The 22,555-nt window shown below is 68.9% G+C and carries 21 protein-coding genes; 12 read left to right on the forward strand and 9 right to left on the reverse strand.

The window, feature by feature from the left end; translation table 11 throughout:
* Positions 1 to 107: 107 nt before the first annotated feature.
* A complete protein-coding gene (locus H0X90_RS00185; RefSeq protein WP_077190503.1) occupies positions 108 to 1,232 on the reverse strand; it encodes an MBL fold metallo-hydrolase in 1,125 nt (374 codons plus the stop codon).
* An 83-nt stretch (positions 1,233 to 1,315) separates the two neighbouring features.
* On the opposite strand from H0X90_RS00185, the gene H0X90_RS00190 reads away from it, so the two are divergent.
* A complete protein-coding gene (locus tag H0X90_RS00190; RefSeq protein WP_006489088.1) occupies positions 1,316 to 1,969 on the forward strand; it encodes a TetR/AcrR family transcriptional regulator in 654 nt (217 codons plus the stop codon).
* Between the two features lie 195 nt (positions 1,970 to 2,164).
* Positions 2,165 to 2,656, forward strand: coding sequence for a flavodoxin family protein (locus H0X90_RS00195; RefSeq protein WP_006489078.1), 492 nt, complete (start codon positions 2,165 to 2,167; stop codon positions 2,654 to 2,656).
* A gap of 105 nt (positions 2,657 to 2,761) precedes the next feature.
* On the opposite strand, the gene H0X90_RS00200 is transcribed toward H0X90_RS00195, so the two are convergent.
* Entirely contained in the window at positions 2,762 to 3,346 is a 585-nt protein-coding gene (locus H0X90_RS00200; protein ID WP_006497843.1) for a DUF2889 domain-containing protein, read from the reverse strand.
* Between the two features lie 639 nt (positions 3,347 to 3,985).
* Here H0X90_RS00200 and H0X90_RS00205 point away from each other — a divergent pair.
* Positions 3,986 to 4,657, forward strand: a complete 672-nt coding sequence (locus tag H0X90_RS00205; RefSeq protein ID WP_006497845.1) for a ProQ/FinO family protein — start codon at positions 3,986 to 3,988, stop codon at positions 4,655 to 4,657.
* Positions 4,658 to 5,142: 485 nt separating this feature from the next.
* Positions 5,143 to 6,204 carry a DMT family transporter gene (locus H0X90_RS00210; protein WP_034204061.1) on the forward strand — a complete coding sequence of 354 codons (1,062 nt, stop codon included), beginning with the start codon at positions 5,143 to 5,145 and terminating at the stop codon, positions 6,202 to 6,204.
* 306 nt (positions 6,205 to 6,510) lie between these two features.
* On the opposite strand, the gene H0X90_RS00215 is transcribed toward H0X90_RS00210, so the two are convergent.
* The 7 genes from H0X90_RS00215 to H0X90_RS00245 form a co-directional block, all read right to left on the reverse strand.
* Positions 6,511 to 7,101 (reverse strand): nitrogen fixation protein NifQ, encoded by a 591-nt coding sequence (locus H0X90_RS00215; protein WP_034203800.1) that lies wholly within the window; start codon positions 7,099 to 7,101, stop codon positions 6,511 to 6,513.
* A gap of 75 nt (positions 7,102 to 7,176) precedes the next feature.
* Entirely contained in the window at positions 7,177 to 7,602 is a 426-nt protein-coding gene (locus H0X90_RS00220) for a molybdopterin-binding protein (RefSeq protein ID WP_006489093.1), read from the reverse strand.
* 168 nt (positions 7,603 to 7,770) lie between these two features.
* On the reverse strand, positions 7,771 to 9,258 hold the full coding sequence (locus tag H0X90_RS00225; protein ID WP_006497848.1) for an efflux transporter outer membrane subunit: 1,488 nt from the start codon (positions 9,256 to 9,258) through the stop codon (positions 7,771 to 7,773).
* Positions 9,255 to 10,232: an HlyD family secretion protein gene (locus H0X90_RS00230; protein WP_059721492.1), complete on the reverse strand. Its 978-nt coding sequence runs from the start codon at positions 10,230 to 10,232 to the stop codon at positions 9,255 to 9,257. Before H0X90_RS00230 ends, H0X90_RS00225 begins: the two co-directional genes overlap by 4 nt.
* A gap of 1 nt (position 10,233) precedes the next feature.
* Positions 10,234 to 10,446: a DUF1656 domain-containing protein gene (locus tag H0X90_RS00235; RefSeq protein WP_006481008.1), complete on the reverse strand. Its 213-nt coding sequence runs from the start codon at positions 10,444 to 10,446 to the stop codon at positions 10,234 to 10,236.
* Between the two features lie 34 nt (positions 10,447 to 10,480).
* Positions 10,481 to 12,604 carry an FUSC family protein gene (locus tag H0X90_RS00240; protein ID WP_034203801.1) on the reverse strand — a complete coding sequence of 708 codons (2,124 nt, stop codon included), beginning with the start codon at positions 12,602 to 12,604 and terminating at the stop codon, positions 10,481 to 10,483.
* Positions 12,601 to 13,080, reverse strand: a complete 480-nt coding sequence (locus H0X90_RS00245; protein ID WP_006482157.1) for a MarR family winged helix-turn-helix transcriptional regulator — start codon at positions 13,078 to 13,080, stop codon at positions 12,601 to 12,603. Before H0X90_RS00245 ends, H0X90_RS00240 begins: the two co-directional genes overlap by 4 nt.
* Before the next feature lie 326 nt (positions 13,081 to 13,406).
* On the opposite strand from H0X90_RS00245, the gene H0X90_RS00250 reads away from it, so the two are divergent.
* The 8 genes from H0X90_RS00250 (at position 13,407) to H0X90_RS00285 (ending at position 22,553) form a co-directional block, all read left to right on the forward strand.
* Positions 13,407 to 14,267: a MaoC family dehydratase N-terminal domain-containing protein gene (locus H0X90_RS00250; protein ID WP_006497851.1), complete on the forward strand. Its 861-nt coding sequence runs from the start codon at positions 13,407 to 13,409 to the stop codon at positions 14,265 to 14,267.
* A 38-nt stretch (positions 14,268 to 14,305) separates the two neighbouring features.
* Positions 14,306 to 15,469: an acyl-CoA dehydrogenase family protein gene (locus H0X90_RS00255; RefSeq protein WP_059721490.1), complete on the forward strand. Its 1,164-nt coding sequence runs from the start codon at positions 14,306 to 14,308 to the stop codon at positions 15,467 to 15,469.
* 12 nt (positions 15,470 to 15,481) lie between these two features.
* Positions 15,482 to 16,660: a CaiB/BaiF CoA-transferase family protein gene (locus H0X90_RS00260; RefSeq protein WP_077190505.1), complete on the forward strand. Its 1,179-nt coding sequence runs from the start codon at positions 15,482 to 15,484 to the stop codon at positions 16,658 to 16,660.
* A gap of 19 nt (positions 16,661 to 16,679) precedes the next feature.
* On the forward strand, positions 16,680 to 18,077 hold the full coding sequence (locus tag H0X90_RS00265; RefSeq protein WP_077190507.1) for an MmgE/PrpD family protein: 1,398 nt from the start codon (positions 16,680 to 16,682) through the stop codon (positions 18,075 to 18,077).
* Complete coding sequence (locus H0X90_RS00270) at positions 18,074 to 18,877, forward strand: CoA ester lyase (RefSeq protein ID WP_077190509.1); 804 nt, start codon at positions 18,074 to 18,076, stop codon at positions 18,875 to 18,877. Before H0X90_RS00265 ends, H0X90_RS00270 begins: the two co-directional genes overlap by 4 nt.
* Before the next feature lie 178 nt (positions 18,878 to 19,055).
* Positions 19,056 to 20,468 (forward strand): PLP-dependent aminotransferase family protein, encoded by a 1,413-nt coding sequence (locus H0X90_RS00275; RefSeq protein WP_006482158.1) that lies wholly within the window; start codon positions 19,056 to 19,058, stop codon positions 20,466 to 20,468.
* Between the two features lie 107 nt (positions 20,469 to 20,575).
* Positions 20,576 to 21,547 carry a hydroxyectoine utilization dehydratase EutB gene (eutB, locus tag H0X90_RS00280; RefSeq protein ID WP_069352129.1) on the forward strand — a complete coding sequence of 324 codons (972 nt, stop codon included), beginning with the start codon at positions 20,576 to 20,578 and terminating at the stop codon, positions 21,545 to 21,547.
* A 1-nt stretch (position 21,548) separates the two neighbouring features.
* Positions 21,549 to 22,553 (forward strand): cyclodeaminase, encoded by a 1,005-nt coding sequence (locus H0X90_RS00285; RefSeq protein WP_069352130.1) that lies wholly within the window; start codon positions 21,549 to 21,551, stop codon positions 22,551 to 22,553.
* Positions 22,554 to 22,555 lie beyond the last annotated feature (2 nt).

The following is a 22,555-nucleotide window of genomic DNA, read 5'->3' on the forward strand; positions in this document are numbered from 1 at the left end:
CGACAGGCATGCCGTCGACGTGCAGGGGAGGCCGGCAACGCGTGCACCGCCTGGAATCGCGGCACGGCCGTCTTCACGGAAGGCATGTGCGTGCCGCGACTGGCGGACTACTTCGTTGCCTGAGATGCGCAAAACTGCCAGCGTCGCGATTTCGCCGCCGGTGCCGTCGCGCGCTCGTCGACCGTGCGCCACCAGCGTTCGCCGCGATGCGGTGTGTCGAGATCGAGGCGTTCGCCCATCCGCGGCGTCGACAGCTCGATGCCGCGCACGAGCGCCAGCGCCGTGACGCGCTCGAACGGCTCCTGCCAGCGATGCATCGCGAGGTCGAACGTGCCGTTGTGGATCGGGATCAGCCAGCGCCCGCGCAAATCGATGTGCGCCTGCACGGTTTCTTCCGGCTGCATGTGCACGTAAGGCCATTGCGTATCATAGGCGCCTGTTTCGATCAGCGTGACGTCGAACGGTCCGAGGCGCTCGCCGATTTCCCGGAAACCGTCGAAATAGCCGGTGTCGCCGCTGAAGAACAGGCGCAGGTCGTCGTCGACGATCACCCACGACGCCCACAGCGTACTGTTGCCGTCGAACAGGCTGCGCCCGGAGAAGTGCTGGGCAGGCGTCGCCGTCAGCGTCACCCCGGCCACGTCCACGCTTTGCCACCAGTCGAGCTGGCGGACCTGGTTCGCGTCGATCCCCCATTCGATCAGCCGATCGCCGACGCCCAGCGTCGTCACGAACACGCCGGTGGTTGCGGCGAGCGCGAGCACCGTGTCGCGATCGAGGTGATCGTAATGGTCGTGCGACAGGATCACGCCGCGCAGCGGCGGAAGATCTTCCAGCGCAATCGGCGGCGCATGGAAGCGCTTGGGCCCGATACGCCGAAACGGCGACGCGCGCTCGGCAAATACCGGATCGGTCAACCAGAATTCACCGCGCAACTTCAGCAACAGCGTCGAATGGCCGAGCCGGTAGAGGCTGCGATCGGGCGCCGCCTCGAGCTCCGCGCGGGTCAGCGAATCGACCGGCAACGTGCCGGCAGGCACCGTATGACGCGGCTTGTTGACCAGCATGTTCCACGCGATTCCCAGCGTCTTGCCCAGTCCTTCGGCGGGGCGCGGCGCGACATTGGCAAAGCGCTCGCCATCGTGCTGCGGCGAACTGCCGGACAGCGTCCGGCCACGTCGGGCGGCCGCGAAACCCAGAATGCGGTGAATCAAAACGAGAGGCGATGCCATGTCGGTTCATCCGGAGAATAAAGTACACTAAACAGTGTAGTTTATTTTTGGGATAAGTAAACTGCCCGGTGTAAAATTTCTCGATGGATACCAGCACTCCCCCTCAGCGTCTGACCGACCGAAAGCGCGCGGCCATCGTCGATGCGGCAATCGAGGAATTTCTCGCGGCCGGCTACGATGCGACGAGCATGGATCGCATCGCTGCGCGCGCGGACGTGTCGAAGCGCACCGTCTACAACCACTTCCCGGGCAAGGAGACGCTGTTCGCCGCGATCCTGAACAAGCTGTGGGAGGCGACCCGGACCGGCAGCTCGCCGACCTATCGCGCCGACGTACCGCTGCGCGAGCAACTGCTCGCCTTGCTCGACCGCAAATTGCGCTTGATGAACGATGAGGCCTTCCTCGCGCTGGCGCGTGTCGCGATCGGCGCGGCCATCCATTCGCCGGAACGGGCGCGCGACATGGTCGAGCGTCTCAGCGAGCGGGAGGAAGACCTCACGGTCTGGGTGCGTGCGGCAGCGGCGGCCGGCCGCCTGTCGGTCACCGATCCGGTGTTCGCCGCGCATCAGCTGCATGGCGCCGTGAAGGCCTTCGCGTTCTGGCCGCAGATCACGATGGGCCAGCCGCCGTTGACGGCGCAGGAGCAGCAGAAAGTTGCGGAATCGGCTGCCGACATGTTCCTCGCGTACTACGCGCGACCGGACGACGGCGTCGCACCGCATCGCCAGCAAGACTGAACGCGCCACCGGAAGCATCCAGATCGACGGACAGCTCGAAGCCGCTGCGATGTGCGCGCGGCGTCGACGAGCGGGCAAACCGGCCGATCCCTGGAAGCACGAACGCCAACTGGCGCCTACCCCTGTCGATCGGCCATCTGGCCTAGACTGAACGATACCGCCGGCGCATCCGAAGCCGGACGCGAGCAACGACCCATGAAGACGCTGTTGATCGTCTATCACACGATGACCGGAGGCACGCAGCAGATGGCCGCAGCGGCTGCCGCAGCGGCGCGCGAGCAGCCTGGCGTCGACGTCAGGTTGCAGCGCGCGGACGCAACGAGTGCAGCGGACGTGCTGGCCGCCGACGCGTACCTGTTCGCGACGCCGGAGAATCTTGCGGCGATGTCCGGCCTGATGAAGGATTTCTTCGATCGCTGCTACTACGCGGCGCTCGATCGCGTGAACGGCCGGCCGTATGCGGCGATGATTTGCGCGGGAAGCGACGGACAGAACGCGTTGCGCCAGATCGACCGGATCGCGACCGGATGGCGGCTGAAGAACGTGGCGCCCGGGCTGATCGTCTGCACGCATGCGCAGACGCCAGAACGTATTCTCGCGACGAAGACGATCGACAGCGAAGCACTCGCGCGCTGCGCCGAACTGGGTGCGGGCCTTGCCGCGGGACTTGCGCTGGGCGTTTTCTGATGCCGGATTCGGCGGCGTCGATCTGCCGAATGAACATCGACAGGATTGGCGGCTGTTCGCGCAATACTCATTCCGCAAACGCCGAACCCGCCGGGTCCCGGCACTTCAGCTGTCTTTTACCGTGGTCGAAGGCCGGTGATATTCAGGCCAAAGACGCTTCACGAGATCGCGCGACGCGCCGTAGGCGTAGCAACTGTCGATCTTGAGCGGCTTTCCTTCGCTGTCGCGGTAATCGAGCGACGATCGCCGCATGCCGACCATCGTCTGATAGGCCGTCGTCGCGATCGGGCCGAGCAATTCCTTCAGGTGTGTGCACGTATCGCAGGACGGCAGGCGCTTGCGAACCTCGCTGTTCCAGCCGGCGCCGATGTTCAATCCGACGAGCGCCTGCAGCGAGTCGCCGCCGCCCGGACACTGCGCATACGGATGTGAACGAATGAACGTGGATACGGCGCGGACGACCATGTCGACGTCGAACACCAGCGTCACGCCGAGATCGTGGAGCGGCGTCCGCGCCACGACCGTCCGTGCGCCGCCGGGCGGTGTGAAATCGCTGGTCTTGCGGTCCGCGAGGCAGGCCGTCACTTCGAACAGGCCGTCGCTGCGCCGATAGCCGCGCATGTCGATCTGCCGATGGTGAATCTCCTCGCGCGTGATGCCGTCGTGTGGGGTGTCGTCTTGGGAAACCATGCATCCGCTCCATCTCGTGTAACCGGGGCTTTTCGCAGGCAACGGGATCGCGCCCGGCTGACCGGGCGCGTGGGGAAAAGCAGGCGAGACATGCTGCCAACGAAGTCGATGCGGCCATACTACGCACTTTCCGATATCTTCGTCCGCGCCGCGATCGATGCGGACGCAACGAGTCGTGTATCGATGCCGGTGCACACGAGCGTCAAGGACGCGTGTCGCGCGACGTCGCGGGTCCGCACAACGCGTCGCGGATGCGATACGCCGCCGTTCGACTGTGGGTCGCGCGGAAGATCGCGTATCGGTCGGCCCGCCCCGATTTCCGGCCGTGGCCGCGAATGGCGTGACATCCGGAAGCGTATCCATATAATGCGCAACACGACCGCGCGGACGCATTTCCGGTGCCCCGAATCGGGCGAATGCAGACCGGTGAGTCAACCGGCCGTCCCGCGTACCGGTATACTTCCACTCCTGCCTTGTCCGGCATCGAGGCCGGGTGCCTGAAAACAGAGTGGCGTGCGCGATGCGGCCCCGTAGTATTCCGCACCGGCGGCAGGCCGGCCGCGCGCATGGCGGCGAAGCTTTTGTGCCGCGCGGCATGGCCGCACGAACCACACCTTATATTCCTGGTGGATTGAATTTATGGGTTTTGAACAACTTGCCGAATTGCGGGCGCAGCTCGCAGCGAAGGCCAAGCAGGAGCGCAACGCGAAGCGGCCGGCAGCGCCGACGGACGCCGGTGTGAAGCCGAAGTCCGGCGACCAGCCGTCCCGCGGCGCCAAGCCGGGTGCCGGCGCGAAGGCGCAGCATCGGGCGAAGCCTGCCTCGGCAAAGCCGTCGGCGCCGGTCGATCCGGTCATCGTCGCAATCGGCAAACTGCAGCGGAAGTTTCCGCGCGCGTTCCCGAAGAATCCGGCCCCCAAAGTGCCGCTCAAGGTCGGCATTTGGGACGATCTCGCCCGCGAAGCGCAGGCCGTCGGCCTCAACGAAGCCGAACTGCGCGAAGCGATGTCGACGTGGTGCCGTGGCAACCGCTACTGGTCCTGCCTCGTCGAAGACGCGGTGCGCGTCGACCTGCAGGGCAACGAAGCCGGGCGCGTGACGCACGACGATGCGGCGCGTGCGCGCCGCCTGAAGGCTCGCCGCCCGAACAAGGGCGCGGCGCAGTCGGCCAAGGGGGCGCCGCAGCAGCCGAAGGCCGAGCAGCAGGCCGAGGCAGCTGCCGCGCCGCAACCGGCGGAAGCCGAAGCGGAAACGAAGGTGCAGACCGACGTCGCGCCGCAGGTCGAGCAGCAAGCGGCCGGCAACGAGTAATCCGCACTGCGCTGCCGTCGACCGTACGGCGCGTGCTCGCATGCAGGTTGCATGCGATGAATCACACGACAGACCGACTTGCCTCGACAGAGGCAGGTCGGGACTGCCTTCACCGGCGCCGATCCGGCCGGGACATTCCCCTCTCTCTCGTCGAACAATCAACGCGACCGGACGGACAACGTTCGATCCTGGCGCACACGATATTTCGACCGTGCTGATGGAACGTAAATAATACGCATCACCGATTAATCCGGTGCGTCAGTCAGATAATTCGTTTTACGAAATGATGGCGTGAAAAACGTCGATCGACGCGCGCGCGGTCCCGTGTGCCCATCCCGACAAAACGGCGCGCGATAATCACGGCTGGATCGTCGGACTGGGGGCAAGCCAATCGCCGCGATACAAGCAGCCTTTCGAAAAGTAAGGCAAGCCCGCGTCGGCCCCGAGTCATGCTCAGCTTCATCCACGTCGATACAACCCGGATCATGAACCCGAGACATTCCGCGATTTTCGTCGCGCTCGCCGCCGCTGCGCTGTTCGGCGCCGCGACACCGCTTGCCAAGGCGCTGATCGGCGCGATGTCGCCGTTCATGGTTGCGGGCCTGTTCTATCTCGGCAGCGGCATCGGGCTCGGCATCGGGATCCTGCTGCGCGGCTGGCACAGCCGTCGCGCACCGGCCGCGGATGTGGCGCCGCTACGGCGTACCGATCTGCCGTGGCTGGCCGGTGCGATCGCGGCGGGCGGCGTGGCGGGCCCGGCTTTGCTGATGCTCGGGCTGTCGAGCACGCCGGCGGCGACGAGCGCGTTGCTGCTCAATCTCGAAGGTGTGCTGACGGCGGTGATCGCGTGGGTCGTGTTTCGCGAGAACGTCGATACGCAGATATTCGTCGGCATGGTGGCGATCGTCGCCGGCGGCACGCTGTTGTCGTGGACGCCGGACCGCGCCGGCGTGCCGGTCGGCGCGTGGCTGATCGTCGGTGCGTGCCTGTGCTGGGCGATCGACAACAACCTGACCCGCAAGGTGGCCGCGAACGACGCGATGGTGATTGCGTGCCTGAAAGGGCTGATCGCGGGGCCGGTGAACATCGGCATCGCGCTGGCGACCGGCGCGACGCTGCCCGCGATACCGGTTACGGCCGCGGCGATGCTGACGGGGCTCGGCGGCTACGGGATCAGCCTCGTGCTGTTCGTCGTCGCGCTGCGTCATCTCGGCAGCGCGCGCACCGGCGCGTATTTTTCGATCGCGCCGCTGTTCGGGGTCGTGTTGTCGTTGCTGATCTGGCCCGCGCTGCCGCCCGCGACGTTCTGGATCGCAGCTGCGCTGATGGCGCTCGGCATCTGGCTGCACGTGCGCGAACGGCACGAGCACGCGCATGAGCACGAGCGGCTCGAGCATACGCACCGGCATCGGCACGACGACCATCACCAGCACTCGCACGATTTTCCGTATGACGGCGACGAACCGCACACGCATCCGCACGTGCATTTGCCGATCACGCACAGCCATGCGCATTTTCCGGATATTCATCACCGGCATCGGCATTGATCGTGTCGTGAGCAATGCGTGTCGCGCGTCGCAAGGTGACCGTTTATGGGAAACGCGGACAGCCGGTCGTCGACAGGTCGTCGACGCATGTGCCGGCGACCGCACATCGAAGGCCGCTCGTCACCGGGTCGCGTTGAGGGTGCGGAATGCGCTCCGTTAACCGGATCGCGCGTTCGACGATCATTCGGTCGATGTTGCGCGCGATGCCGGCTCGTGGAAGCGGAATGTGGCGTCGAAGTCGCGTAACGGCAGGTTCTCGCTAGCGACGCGACGAAACAGACGACGGTACGTACGTTGCCGCGCCGATTATCGCGCGCGAGGAAAGCAGAAACCGAAATCCTCGCAGCCCGGGCATCCGGGGGCGGGCCCGGGCGCCACACCGAGCGATGCGGCCACTTCCTGCGCAAGGAATTTCTTCCAGCGCAGATGCGCGACGTTGCGCGCGGCAAGCGCGGGGAAAAAGCGTTCGAGCATCGCGGATACCGCGTCGCGCCCATCGAGCCCGAGGTCGCGCCACAGATGATCGGGGCGCAGACACGCATGCGCGATGATCGCGGCGAGGCAGTCGGCATCGTCGCGAGCGACCGCGGGATTCGCGTCATCCATCAACCGCGCGTGCAGCGTCGCGACGAATGCCGCGTGCGTGGCCGGCAGCGCTGGCGGCGTGACCGTCGGCGCGAGTGCGGCGATATCGGCGGATCGCAGATGCGGAAACTGCCGGGCCAGCAGCCAGGCGAACCGGTCGGGAGACAAGCCCAGCAGCGTCAGTTCGTTACGCCCCGCGCGTGCCGCAACGAGTGTGCCGAACAACCGGGCATCGGGCACGTCGGCGTTGGCTGTCGCAGATTGCAGCGACTGCAACGCCTGTTCGTACGTGCGATCGGCCGAAGCGGTCATCGTCAGCCTCCGGACGGGAACCAGGCCGCACGCATGCGAGGTGCACGACGTATCACCATCGCGATCGTCACACGATCACTCGACGCCGACGATCACGCTCGACGCCTTGAAGATCGCGGACGCAGCGGTGCCGCTCGCGAGGCCGAGACGATCGACGCTGTCGTTGGTGACGATCGCGACGATCTCCGCGCCGCCCGCGGCCTTGATCACGACTTCCGAATTGACCGCGCCCTTCGCGACCGACGCGACGGTGCCCGTCACGCAGTTGCGCGCCGACACCTTGCTGCTGTCCACATCGACCATCACGATGACCGACGATGCCTTGACGAGCGCGAACGCCTTCGTGCCGGCCGCGAGGCCCAGCGACGCCGCGCTGCCGTGGGTGATCACGGCGACGATCTCGAGGCCGTCCTGCGTGCGCAGCGTGATTTCGTCGTTGACGGCACCGGGCTTGACGGCGCCGATCTGGCCGGCGAATTGGTTGCGGGCGCTGGTTCGCATGATGATTCTCCGAGGTGGATGCCGCGGCCGGCCCGGCTGCGGCAGCAGATGAATGGAAATGCATCGGCCAGTGTACCGGCAACGCGGGTGAGCGTCGCCCAGCGGATGCCATGACGCGCATCACGAAAACTCGCTGTCATCGCGCGTTTCGTGCCGGCGGCGATGACGCTACGGCGCTGACGGGCCGCTCGCGGGCGTCGCGGCGGCGGAGCCGGCAGCCGTCGCGCCGTCGCTCTCCCACCCGCCACCGAGCGCGAGGAAGAGCCGCACCTGGTCGGCCGCGACCTGGCCTTCGGCCGCCGCGACCTGCGCCTGCACGCTCGTCAACGTGCGCGTCGCATCGAGATCGGCGATGAACGATTCGCGGCCGGCTGCGTAGAGACGATGGGTTTCGGCGGCGGAATTGCGGGCCGACTCGTACGCGGTGCGCAGCGCGTCCGTACGCTGCACGTCGGCGGCATAGGTCGCGAGGCTCGACTGCGTTTCGCGCAGCGCGTTCAGCACGACGCCGTCGAAGTGCGCGAGTGCGCCACCCGTCGCGGCTTCGGCCTCGCGCACGCGCGCGCGCTGGCCGTTGACGGGGAACGACCAGCTGATCAGCGGACCGAACGACCAGCGATTCGTGGTGGACGAGAACAGATCGGCGGCGACGCCGACCGAGCCGGCCGACGCGCCGATGCTGACCGACGGGTACAGCGCGGCGGTCGCCACGCCGATCCGCGCGGTCGCGGCGGCGAGCTGCCGCTCGGCTTCGCGCACGTCGGGGCGGCGGCGCAACAGCGCGGCGCCGTCGCCGATCGGAATCGGCTGACGCAGCTTCGGCAGGCGTTCGCATTCGGCGGCGGCCTTCGGCAGATCGGCCGGCGCGCGCGCGAGCAGCGCCGCGAGCTGGTACTGCGCGACCTTGCGGCGGCCCTCGAAGCGCGGAATGTCGGCGGAGAGCGTGCGCACCTGCGTCACGCCGCGCGTCACGTCGGTCTGGTTGCCGCGTCCGGCATCGCGCAGCCGCTGCGACAGTTTCACGCGCTGCTGCTGCAACGCGAGCGACTGCTTCGCGATCGCCAGTTCGTCGCCGGCCGAGCACGCTTCGACGTACGCGCGCACGACGTCGGCCACGACCGTGATGCGCGCGAGGTCGCCGGCCGCCTTGACGGCCTCGCTGTCCGCGCGCGCGGCTTCGACGCCGCGCCGCAGCTTGCCGAACAGGTCGAGCTCGTACGACACGTTGATGCCGACCGTGCCTTCGTTGACGACCGGCAGCTTGTTCTCGAGCAGGTATTGCTCGGCCGATTCCTGCGCGCGCTGCACGGCCGCTTCCGCGCCGCCCGAGAATCCGCCCTGTTCGTTCGCGACCACCAGCGCCGCGCGCGAGCGGGCGAGGTTGGCCGCGGCGACGCGCAGGTCGGTGTTCGACTTCAACGCGTCGCGCACGAGCCCGTCGAGTACCGGGTCGTCGTACAGCTGCCACCAGTTGCCGGGCACCGCGTCGCGCGACACCAGCGCGCCGTTCGCGTCGTCGAGCGCATGATTCGCGAGCGGCGCATTGACGTACGCGTGCTGCGGCAGCGTGTAGTCGGGGCCGACCGACTTGCACGCACCGAGTGCGAGCGCCAGCGGGGCGAGCGTTGCCGCGACGCGCAGACCGTGCCGCTTCATTGCGAGGCTCCGGTGGCGCTCGCGGCCGTACCGGACGCGGCCGGAACCGGCGCGCTCGCCGATGCGGTGCTGGCGCCCGCCGGCTTCGCGTTGTCGTTGCGGCGCGCGTCGGCGCCGCGCATCGACACGGTCGCGGTGCGGCCCGCGATCATCCGGAAGTCGTCGGGCACCTCGTCGAGCACGACGCGCACCGGCACGCGCTGCGCGAGCCGCACCCAGCTGAACGCCGGATTCACGTTCGGCAGCAGGTTCGCGCCCTGCGTGCGGTCGCGATCCTCGATCGCGGCGACGATGCTCTGCACGTGGCCGCGCAGCGCATGCGGCTCGCCCATCACGATGATGTCGACCGGCTGGCCGATATGGATGCCGCGCAGCTTGGTTTCCTCGAAGTAGCCGTCGACGCGGAACGAGTTGCGATCGACGACCGACAGCACCGCGCGGCCGGCCGGCACGTACTCGCCGACGCGCGGGGCGCGGTCGTTCAGGTAGCCGTCCACGGGACTGACGATCGTCGTGCGCTGCAGGTTCAGCTTCGCGGTGTCGAGCGACACCTGCGCATCGGCGACGCTCGCTTCGCCCTGCTCGACGCGCGTGCGGCTTTCCTCGACCTGTTCGCTCGCGACCAGGTTGCCGAGCTGCAGGTTGCGCGCGTATTCGCGCTTCGCCTGCGCCAGCGTCGCGCGGCGCTGCGCGAGCGTCGCTTCGGCGAGCCGCTCCGCGAGCGCGTAGCGCGCCTGGTCGATCACGAACAGCACCTGGCCGCGCTTGACCTCCTGGTTGTCGGCGACCTGCACCGACGTGATGAGGCCCGACACGTCCGGCGCGACCTGGATCACGTCGGCGCGCACGTGCCCGTCGCGCGTCCACGGCGAGAACATGTAGTAGTTGATGATGCGCCACAGCACGAGGCCGGCCACGACGACGACGATCAGGGTGAGCAGGACTTGCCCTGCCGAGAGCCAGGTTTTTTTCACGTTAGGTAGCCACGAGTTGGTGGGACACGATCACGACGGCGGCCAGCACGAATACGTAGATGCCGAGGTCGAAGATCGAACGGTGCCAGACGAGGCGGTAGAAGCCGACGCGTTCGAGCACCGCGCGCACGACGATGTTGATCAGGTAGGCGATCAGCATCAGCACGAGCGGGGCCGGCACGAACACGCCGAAGATATCGATTTCGCCGATCATGGTCGCGGTCGGAAGGACAAGATGGAAAGCCGGCTCATGCGCGCGCTCCGTCCGGCGGCTGCGGCGCTTGCGCGGCCGCGGCCGGATACAGCGACAGGCGCAGGCCGACGAGCGCATGCAGCGTGTCGCGCAGCCGGCGGTGCGTGGCGGGCACCGCGGGTGCGGCCGTGCCGTCGGTCGGCGCGGCGTCCGGCAGGGTGCGGCCGGCCACGCGCCGCAGCGCGTCGTCGATCGTCGCCAGCAGCGCGGGCGGCGCGGGCTGGCGCGCGTTCGCGGCCGCGCAGCGCGTGTAGTGATCGGTGACGCCGGCCAGCACGCGATCGATCGCATCGGGCACGTCGCCCGACAGCCGGCGCCGCGAGCGGCGCAGGTCGAGCGCGTTCAGCGCGATGCGCAGGTCGCGGAAGCTTTCGATCGACGGATGGCGGTGGTCGTCGGACGCGCCGAGGCGCGGCAGCAGTTGCGTGACGCGATCGAGCATCCGCGACGCGTGGTTGCGCTGGTCGTCGAGCGGCTGCGTCGACGCGGAGCGCGCGACGTCCTCCCAGCCCGAGCGCAGCAGGCGCCGCACCGCGAGCTCCGCGCCGAACGGCCGCGTCGCGCGCGTCCACACGTATGCGAACAGCAGCCCGGCGACGCCCGCGAGATTGCTGTTCAGGAACACGAAGAAATCGGCTTCGTATGCGCTCTGGATGCTGATGAAGGTGGCCGTGTTCACCGCGACGAGCATCGTCACCATGTTGAACTGCGGGCGCGGCAGCAGCGTGCCGATCAGGATGAACGGGCCCGCGAACATCAGCACGAGCATCGCGAAATCGTGCACGTGCGGCAGCACGACGAACAGGTACAGGCCCGCGAACACGACGCTCGCGGTGGTCGACAGGAAAAACTTGAACACCAGCGGCGCCGGCTCGTCGAGCGCGGCGAAGAAGCTGCACGACACGGCCACGAGCGTGACGGCCGCCGCGCCGTCGTGCCAGCCGGACGAGATCCACAGCCAGCACGCGAACACGATCGCGAACACGACGGTCAGCGTCGAGAACAGCATCATCCCGCGATCGAAGAAGCGCTCGGTGCCGCCGAGCCGCCAGTGCCGGTAGCGCGGCTGCCATACGCCCGATTCGTTCGCGATCAGCGCGCGCAGCGAGCGGCAGTCCTGCCAGATGTCGATGACCTGGCGCAGCCGCCACAGTGCATTCGACATCAGCGCGCCGTCCCAGCTCGCCAGCGCGCTGTCGGGCGGCTGCAGCGCGGCGATGCGCGTGCGCAGGTCGTCCGCGACCGGATCGTGCGCCATGTCGCCGCCCGCGTCGGTCTGCACGGCCGGCAGCGGTGCGTCGAACCACTTCGCGGCGTCGGCCAGCAGCGCGTCGAGCGCGGGCGGGCGCACGTGCAGGTCGCGCATCAGCGCGATCAGCGGATCGGCGAGCGACGACATCAGCGGCAGGAACAGCTGCATCCGGCCCGCGAGCGCCTGCGCGCGCGCGAGGACGCGCGGATGCGCATGGTCGTAGCCCAACTGGCTCAGCAGGAACTCGAGGCCGGTGATGGTCGCGGCGAGCCGCTGCCGGCACGCGGACAGCGCCTTGCCCGCCAGGTGCCCGGACAGCGTTTCGCGGCCGTAGAACGCGGCGTCCTTGAACCACGCGTCGGTGCGCTCGATCAGCGTCGGCGCGAGCCGGTTCGGGAACACGGCGCTGCCGACCACGCTCGCGCACACGATGCCGAGCACGATTTCCTCGGTGCGCGCGATCGCGACGTCGAACACGGTGGACGGATCGGTGACGGTCGGCAGCGCGACCAGCGGCATCGTATAACCGGCGAGCATGAAGACGTAGCTGCGGGCGGTGCGGTCGGAGATCGCGAGGTACAGCAGCGTGCCGCACCAGGTCGCGACGATGATGCTGAACAGGAGCGGCGTCTCGACGAACGGCGGCACGAAGAAGATCGCGGCGGCCGCGCCGAGCGCGGTGCCGAGCGCGCGGTACAGCGCTTTCGAGCGCGTCGCGCCGACGAACGGGTTCGACACGATGTAGACGCTCGCCATCGCCCAGTACGGGCGCGGCAGCTGGAAATACAGGCCGAGGTACAGCGCCAGCATCGACGCGGCGAACGTCTTGCCCGAGAACAGCCAGTCGCGAAGGCTCGGATAGGTCATGACGCGGAATCGTCGGAGTGGGGCGGGCGCGACGCCGGCGGATGCGGGTCGGCCGCGTTGAACGCGTTCAGCACGCGCAGCGTCGCCTCGAGATCGGCGCGCGACACGCCCTTGAGCACCTGGGCGCGCAGCGCGCGCAGGTCTTCCTCCATCTTCGCGGTGACCGCGCGGCCGGCGGCCGTCAGCGAGATCGTTTTCGCGCGGCGGTCGTGCGGATCCTCGTCGCGGCGCGCGAGGCCGGCCGCGCACAGCTGGTCGAGCAGGCGCACGAGCGACGGCCCTTCGATGCCGACGTGTTCGGCGAGCGTGCCTTGCCGCACGCCTTCGCCGAGGCGCCCGGCCATCAGGAGCGGCGTCGCGCAGGCCTCGGACACGTTGTACGCGGTCAGCACGCCGTCACTGGTGCGGCGCCACTTGCGCGCGGTGAGCACGAGCAGGCTGCTGACGGCGAGGCGGAGGTCGTGCAGATTGGTCATGGGCGAGATGATAGGGGCAAAAACATTCGATAGCAAACTATCGTTTTTTGTCACCCGGATGACACGTCGCATGCGGCCCGGCCGGCCCGTCTGAAGCAATGTAGGCGGCGTGCCGGCCGGGGTCAAGCCGTAAGGGGGGCGACCCCGAACCGTCCACATCCGGCGCGGCGACTATATTGAATAGTCAGACGAGAACCGTCCGGCAGCCCGGCGCACCGCCGCGCGCGTTAAGCAAATTCGAAGCCCCGGTTCGGCAAAGCCGACTTCGCGGCCGCGCGCGCGGCGTGCATATTAGGGTCATTGCAAGCGCACCGGAGGCTCCACCCGTGTCGACCTCATCCTCGCAGCCCGCCACGCCCGCATCGCTCGATGCGTGGCTCGGCAAGACCGAAACGCTCGACGACGACATCACCGCGTTCCCGCTGAACGCGCTGGCCGCCACGCTCGACCGCCCGTCGCCCGGCGACGTCGTGCCGCCGATGTGGCACTGGCTCTACTTCCTGCCGATCGCGCCGCTGGCCGAGCTCGGCCCGGACGGTCACCCGAAGCGCGGCGGCTTCCTGCCGCCGGTGCCGCTGCCGCGCCGCATGTGGGCCGGCGGCCGCCTGACGTTCCATGCGCCGCTGCGTGCGGGGCGGCGCGCGACGCGCGAATCGACGATCGCGAACATCGAGGACAAGACGGGTCGCAGCGGCCGGCTCGTGTTCGTGACGGTGCAACACCGGATCGAATCCGGCGGCGCGCTGTGCGTCGAGGAGGAGCACGACATCGTCTATCGCGACGCGCCGCAGCCAGGTGCGCCGGCACCGAAGCCGGTCGCGCCGCCCGCGGGCGAGACGTGGTCGCGCACGGTCACGGCCGACGCTGTGATGCTGTTCCGCTATTCGGCGCTGACCTTCAACGGCCATCGCATCCACTACGACCGCCGCTACGTGACGCAGGAAGAAGGCTATCCGGGGCTCGTCGTGCATGGCCCGCTGATCGCGACGCTGCTCGTCGATCTCGTGCACCGCGAACGGCCGGACGCGACGCTCGCGAGCTTCGCGTTCCGCGCGGTGCGCCCGACCTTCGATTCGGAGCCGTTCACGCTGTGCGGCAAGCCGTCGGACGACGGCCGCACGATCGAGCTGTGGGCGAAGGATCGCGACGGCTGGCTGACGATGCAGGCCACCGCGACCCTCGCATGACGTGATTCCTTCCTTTCCCTCATTCATCGACGACGGACATGCAGACGACGCAACACGACCCGTACCAGGACATCCGCGAAGCGGTGCGCGACCTGTGCAGCCAGTTTCCCGGCGAGTATTTCCGCCAGATCGACGACGCGCGCGGCTATCCCGACGCGTTCGTCGACGCGCTGACGAAGGCCGGCTGGCTCGCCGCGCTGATTCCGCAGGAATACGGCGGCTCGGGGCTCGGCCTCACCGAGGCGTCGATCATCATGGAGGAGATCAACCGCGCGGGCGGCAACTCCGGCGCGTGCCACGGGCAGATGTACAACATGGGCACGCTGCTGCGCCACGGTTCGGCCGAACAGAAGCGCGCGTATCTGCCGAAGATCGCGAGCGGCGAGTTGCGCCTGCAATCGATGGGCGTGACCGAGCCGACCACCGGCACCGACACGACGAAGATCAGGACGACCGCCGAGCGACGCGGCGATCGTTACGTGATCAACGGGCAGAAGGTGTGGATCTCGCGCGTGCAGCATTCGGACCTGATGATCCTGCTCGCGCGCACGACGCCGCTCGCCGACGTGAAGAAAAAATCCGAAGGGATGTCGATCTTCGTCGTCGATCTGCGCGAGGCCATCGGCCACGGGCTGACGGTGCGGCCGATCCCGAACATGGTCAATCACGAGACCAACGAGCTGTTCTTCGACAACCTCGAGATTCCGGCCGACAACCTGATCGGCGAGGAGGGGCAGGGCTTCAAGTACATCCTCGACGGGCTGAACGCCGAGCGCACGCTGATCGCTGCCGAATGCATCGGCGATGGCTACTGGTTCATCGACAAGGTGTCGCAGTATGTGAAGGAGCGCGTCGTGTTCGGCCGCCCGATCGGGCAGAACCAGGGCGTGCAGTTCCCGATCGCGCGCGCGTTCGTGAACGTCGAGGCCGCGAGCCTGATGCGCTTCGACGCCGCGCGCCGGTTCGATGCGCACGCGCCGTGCGGCGCGCAGGCGAACATGGCGAAGCTGCTCGCGGCCGACGCGTCGTGGGAGGCCGCGAACGCGTGCCTGCAATTCCACGGCGGCTTCGGCTTCGCGTGCGAATACGACGTCGAGCGCAAGTTCCGCGAAACGCGCCTGTACCAGGTCGCGCCGATCTCGACCAACCTGATCCTGGCCTACGTCGCGGAGCACCTCCTCGACCTGCCGCGCTCGTTCTGACGGAGGCCGACGATGCGACCCCTCGACGGCATCAAGGTAATCACCCTCGAACATGCGATCGCGGCGCCGTTCTGCACGCGCCAGCTCGCCGATCTCGGCGCGCGCGTGATCAAGATCGAACGGCCGGGCAGCGGCGATTTTGCGCGCGGCTACGACGAACGCGTGCACGGGCTGTCGTCGCACTTCGTGTGGGTGAACCGCTCGAAGGAGAGCCTGACGCTCGACGTCAAGCAGCCCGCTGCGGCGGCCGTGCTCGACGCGCTGCTCGCGGATGCCGACGTGCTCGTGCAGAATCTCGCGCCCGGTGCGGCCGAGCGTCTCGGGCTCGGCTACGACGCGTTGAAGCACACGCATCCGCGCCTGATCGTCTGCGACATCTCGGGTTACGGCGACGACGGCCCGTATCGCGACCGCAAGGCGTACGACCTGCTGATCCAGAGCGAAGCCGGGTTCCTGTCGATCACGGGCTCGCCCGGGCAACCGGCGAAGGCCGGCTGCTCGATCGCGGACATCGCGGCCGGCATGTACGCGTACACGAACATCCTGAGCGCGCTGCTGATGCGCGGCCGCACCGGCGCAGGGTGCCGGATCGACGTATCGATGCTGGAGAGCATGGTCGAGTGGATGGGCTACCCGCTCTACTACGCGATCGACGGGCAAAGCCCGCCCGCGCCGTCGGGCGCGTCGCACGCGACGATCTGTCCGTACGGCCCGTTCCCGGCCGGCGACGGCAAGACCGTGATGCTCGGGCTGCAGAACGAGCGCGAATGGAAGCTGTTCTGCGAGCAGGTGCTGCGGCAGCCGGCGCTCGCCGACGATCCGCGTTTCAACGCGAATTCGAAACGGCATGCGGCGCGCGACGCGGTCGATGCGCTGATCGTCGATGCGTTCGCGACGCTGACGGCCGCCGAAGTGATGCAGCGGCTCGACGCGGCCGGCATCGCGAACGCGCAGATGAACACGCTCGACGACGTATGGCGGCACCCGCAATTGCAGGCGCGCGAGCGTTGGCGCAGCGTCGACACGGCCGCGGGCCCGGTGTCCGCGCTGTTGCCGCCGGGGCTGCCCGCCGGCGTCGAGCCGCGCATGGATGCGGTGCCGGCGCTCGGCCAGCATACCGATGCGATCCTCGCCGAACTCGGCTACGACCGCGCGCGGATCGCTGCGCTGCGCGCGAACGGCACGATCTGATTCCGCTTTCACGACGACGATGACCCATCCGATTCCCGCCATTGCCACCGCCCCCGGCCGCACGCTCGCGACGTTCGCGTCGCAGCTGCGCTTCGACGCGATTCCCGCCGACGTCGTCGCGCGCACCGTCAACCTCTACGTCGACTGGCTCGGCTCCGCGCTGGCCGGCAAGGGCGCGCGCCCGGTCGAGACGATCGCGGCGTTCGCGCGCCGCGCGGGCGGCTCGCCCGGCGGGCCCGGCACGGCCGACGTGCTGATCGACCGCACGCGCGCGACGCCGTACTTCGCGGCGATGACGAACGGCGCGGCATCGCATTTCGCGGAACAGGACGACGTGCACAACGGCGCGGTGTTTCATCCGGCGACCGTCGTGTTTCCGGTCGCGCTCGCGCTGGCGCAGGCCCGCGGCGCGAGCGGGCGCGACTTCATCGCGGCGGCGGTCGCCGGCTATGAAGTCGGCATCCGCGTCGGCGAGTTTCTCGGGCGTTCGCACTACAAGGTGTTCCATACGACCGGCACCGCCGGCACGGTGGCGGCCGCCGCGGCGGCCGGGCGGCTGCTCGGGTTGCCGCCGGAGCGGATGCTCGATGCGTTCGGCTCGGCCGGCACGCAGGCGAGCGGATTGTGGGAATTCCTGCGCGATGCGGCCGATTCGAAGCAGCTGCATACGGCGATGGCCGCCGCGAACGGGCTGATGGCGGCCGAGCTTGCGCGCGACGGGTTTCGCGGCGCCACGCGGATTCTCGAAGGCGCGCAGGGGATGGCAGCCGGCATGTCCACCGATGCGGACCCGGCCCGACTGACCGACCGGCTCGGCGCGCGCTGGGCGACCGCGGAAACGTCGTTCAAGTATCACGCGTCGTGCCGCCACACGCATCCGGCCGCCGACGCGCTGCTCGCGGTGATGGCGCGCGAGCGGCTGGCGGCGGCGGACATCGGGACGGTCGTCACGCACGTGCACCAGGGTGCGCTCGACGTGCTCGGCACGGTCACGGTGCCGCGCACCGTGCATCAGGCGAAGTTCAACATGGGCACCGTGCTCGCGCTGGCCGCGTTGCACGGGCACGCGGGCGTCGACGAATTCGAGCGCGATTACGCGGCTGCCCACGTCGCCGCGTTCCGCGACCGCGTGTCGATGGCGTTCGACGACGAAGTCGATCGCGCGTATCCGGCGCGCTGGATCGGCAAGGTCACGATCACGACGCGCGACGGCCGCACGTTCACGGGCCGCGTCGACGAGCCGAAGGGCGATCCGGGCAACACGCTGTCGCGCGACGAGATCGCGCGCAAGGTACGCACGCTCGCCGCGTTCTCGGGCGCGGCGTCCGGCGCCGAGGTCGAGCGGCTCCTTGCCGATGCGTGGCAGGTCGCATCGTGCGACGCGATCGGCACGCTGTTTCCGGAGGCCTCGGCATGAAGTCCGCGTCCGCCCGTTCGTGGCTGTTCGTTCCCGGCAATCGTCCGGAGCGCTTCGAGAAGGCGCGCGCGGCCGGCGCCGACGCGGTGATCGTCGATCTCGAGGATGCCGTGCCGCCGGACGGCAAGCCGGCGGCGCGCGATGCGGTCGTCGCGCAGCTCGATGCCGCGCGGCCCGTGTGGGTGCGCGTGAACGCGGCCGACACCGCATGGTTCGCCGACGACCTCGCGGCGCTGGCCGCGCATCCGGGCGTGGCCGGCGTGATGCTGCCGAAGTGCGACACGCGTGCGCAGGTGGACGCGGTGCTCGCGCATGCGCATCGCGCACTCGAACTGCTGCCGATCGTCGAGACGGCGACCGGCATCGCGGGGCTCGACCAGGTGTGTGCGGCGCCGCGCGTCGTGCGCGTGGCGTTCGGCACGCTCGATTTCCAGGTCGATCTCGGGATCGACGGCGACGGCGAAGCGCTGAACGCGTTCCGCTCGCGGATCGTGCTCGCGTCGCGGCTGGCGGGGATCGCGCCGCCGGTCGACGGCGTGTCGACGGTCATCGACGATCCGGCCGCGATCGAACGGCATGCGCGCTACGCGCGGGGCTTCGGCTTCGGCGGGAAACTGTGCATTCATCCGAAGCAGATCGACGCGGTGCACCGCGCGTATGCATGGACCGACGCGGAACAGGCGTGGGCGCGGCGCGTGCTCGATGCCGTCGACGCGAGCGGCGGCGCGGCCGTGGCGCTCGACGGCAGGATGGTCGACACGCCGGTGATCCTGAAGGCGCGGCGGATTCTGCGCGGGTAGGCGGCCCGCGACATGGGTCCGAACGATAAAGGTGCCGGATTCGTCTGCGTCCCGGGCACGCCGATTGCCTCGCCCGATTCGACCCGTAAGTCCTGCTTTCGCACGCGATTGCACTAGGACAATATTTTCGGGGTGTCTTTCTGAGCGACCATGCGGAAGCCACGACGGAGACATCGAGATGGGACGGACCGAGGTATCGGCAGGCTGGCGCGACGCGATCGGCGCGGTGCACGGCATCGAGTCGAAATACAAGCGGCTCGTGAAGGCGATCGCCAGCGACATCGAGAACGGCGCGCTCGCGCCGGGCGCCCGGCTCGCGCCGCAGCGCGACGTCGCATCGAGCCTCGGCGTCAGCGTGCAGACCGTCACCAATGCGTACAAGGAGCTGGAGCGCCAGGGGCTGATCCGCTGCGAGGTCGGCCGCGGCAGCTTCGTGGCCGCGCGCGTGACCGAATCGATGTCGAACTACATCCTCGATACGACCGAGCGCGAACTGGTCGACTTCTCGATCGCCCGCATCGTGCACACGCCGGAGCACGATGCCGCGTGGCGCGGCGTGTGCGCGGCGCTGGCCGGCACCGACGACCAGCCGTGGATCCGCTCGTTCCGGCCGATCGCCGGGCTGGATGCGCATCGCGACGCCGGCGCCGCGTGGCTCGCGTCGCTGAACATGCCGGTGCACCGCGAATCGCTGCTGGTCACGAACGGCGCGGCGCACGGGATCTTTCTCGCGCTCGCGTCGATCGTCGGGCCGGGCGATACCGTGTTGTGCGAAAGCCTGACCGATCACGGCGTGATCGGCTCCGCGAACGTGCTCGGGTTTACGCTGAAGGGGCTCGAGATGGACGAGCACGGCATTCGTCCCGAACATTTCGAGGAGATGTGCGACGGCGAGCGGATCAGCGCGCTCGTCTGCACGCCGACCCTCAATAATCCGACCGTGTCGATGATGACCGAGTCGCGGCGGCGCTCGATCGCGCGCATCGCGACGCGCTACGGCGTGTACGTGATCGAGGACGACGTGTACGGTCCGCTGCCCGAGAAGACGGGCACGCCGATCGCGAGCCTGATTCCGGAGCTCGGCTTCTACTGCACGAGCATGACGAAATCGGTGCTGACCGGATTGCGCACCGGCTATCTCGCGATGCCGCGGCGGCTCGCGTTGCGCGTCGAGAGCGTGCTGCGCGTGAGCAGCTGGATGGCGACGTCGCCGATCGCGGAGATCGCGACGCGCTGGATCGCCGACGGCACCGCGCGGCGGCTCGTCGAACTGCAGCGCCAGCGGCTCGCCGTGCGTCAGGAGATGGTGAAGGCCGCGCTGGGGCCGTATGTGCTCGGTGCGCACCCGAACGCGCTGTCGGCCTGGCTGCGCGTGCCCGACTACTGGCAGGCCGAGCGGATCGTGCGCGAATTGCGCACCCGCAAGATCGCGGTGACGTCGCCCGATCCGTTTCTCGTCGGCGGCACGGAGCGGCCGAACGCGGTGCGCGTGTGCATCGGCGCCGAAACGTCCGATGCCGCGTGCAACGCGGCGCTCGAAACGATCGCCGGCGTGTTCGAACAGTATCCGCACCTGAACGATTTCCACTGAACCGGCGGCGCTGCCGCGATGTCGCGCGCAATGTATCAGGACATTCGAAAGCGCGATTTGGAACATTAGACTGGATCGCATCACATTCGTCGCGAGGCGTGCGTTCCATGTCTTTCCTGTCGCTGTCCGACGTCTATCGCGCGCGCCGCCGCCTCGCCGGGCGCGCCGACGGTACGCCGCTCGTCGCGTCCGCCGCGCTGTCCGCGCGGGTCGGCGCCCCCGTTCATCTGAAGCTCGAAACGCTGCAGCCGACCGGCAGCTTCAAGCTGCGCGGCGCGACCAACGCGCTCGCGGAACTCGCCGCGCAACGCGTGACGCGCGTGGTCACCGCGTCGACCGGCAACCACGGCCGCGCGGTCGCGCATGCGGCACGCGCGCTCGGCATCGACGCGGCCGTCTGCATGTCGTCGCTCGTGCCGGCCAACAAGGTCGACGCGGTCGCGGCGCTCGGCGCGCGCGTGGTGATCGTCGGCGACAGCCAGGACGACGCGCAGGTCGAAGCGCGGCGGCTGGTGCGCGACGAAGGCTACGCGTACGTGCCGCCGTTCGACGATCCGCGCATCATCGCCGGCCAGGCGACGATCGGCGTCGAGATTCTGGAAGCGCTGCCCGATACCGCGACGCTCGTCGTGCCGCTGTCGGGCGGCGGCCTGTTCAGCGGCGTCGCGTTTGCCGCGAAGGCGATCCGGCCGCCGATCGAGGTGATCGGCGTCTCGATGGCGCGCGGCGCCGCGATGCATGCGAGCCTCGCGGCCGGCCGCCCGGTCGACGTCGCCGAGCAGCCGACGCTGGCCGATTCGCTCGGCGGCGGCATCGGCCTCGACAACCGCTACACGTTCGACATGACGCGCGCGCTGGCCGACGACGTCGTGCTGCTCGACGAGCCGTCGATCGCGCGCGGCATCGCGCATGCGTATCGGGAAGAACGGCTCGTCGTCGAAGGCGCCGGCGCGGTCGGCCTCGCCGCATTGCTGGACGAGCGGATCGTGCGCCGCGATCGCGGCGGCCCGATCGTGGTCGTCGTGAGCGGCGCGAACATCGACATGGCCGCGCATCGCCGGCTCGTTTCGGAGCACTGACATGGCCCATCCCGTCACGTTGCTCGGCCAGGCGCAATTGCGTGCGCTGGTGCCGCTCGATCTCGCCGCGATCGACCAGGTCGAGGCCGCGTTCGCGTCGCTCGCGACCGACGCCGTCGTGATGCCGCCGATCCTGAATCTCGCGCTGCCGGCGCGCCACGCCGAAGTGGACGTGAAGACCGCGTACCTGCCGCGCTTCGACAGCTTCGCGATCAAGGTCAGCCCCGGCTTCTTCGACAATCCGTCGCTCGGGCTGCCGAGCCTGAACGGGCTGATGCTCGTGCTGTCGGCCCGCACCGGCCTGACCGAGGCCGTGCTGCTCGACAACGGTTACCTGACGGCCGTGCGCACCGCGGCGGCCGGCGCCGTGGCCGCGCGCCGGCTCGCGCGCGCCGATGCGCACCGCGCGGCGATCGTCGGTGCGGGCGAGCAGGCGCGGCTGCAACTCGCTGCGCTGAGGTTGGTGCGCGACATCACCCACGTGACGGTGTGGGCGCGCGACACCGCGCGGGCCGCGCAGTTCGCGGCCGACGTGCGCGCGGCGCACGGCATCGATGCGACGGTCGCGCGCTCGGTGCATGCGGCGCTGGCCGACGCGGACATCGCCGTGACGACCACGCCGAGCCGCGCGCCGCTCGTGCACGCGGAGGACTTGCATCCCGGGCTGCATGTGACGGCGATGGGTTCGGACGCCGATTACAAGACCGAACTCGCGCCGTCGGTGTTCGGCGCGGCACGCTATTTCTGCGACCGGCTGCAGCAGACCCGCGTGGCCGGCGAGCTCGCGCATGCGATCGCGGCTGGCGTGGTCGCGGCCGATGCGGTGTTTCCGGAGCTCGGCGAAATCATCGCCGGCCGGCGCGAAGGCCGCACGCATCGCGACGACATCACGATCTGCGACCTGACCGGCACCGGCGCGCAGGACACCGCGATCGCCGTGCTCGCGCTGCAGCGCGCCCGCGCGGCCGAAGCGGGCACGATTTTTCACAACGACCTCACGACTTGAGA

The organism is Burkholderia sp. 9775_39 (assembly GCF_015712225.1).
Taxonomy (GTDB): domain Bacteria; phylum Pseudomonadota; class Gammaproteobacteria; order Burkholderiales; family Burkholderiaceae; genus Burkholderia; species Burkholderia cenocepacia.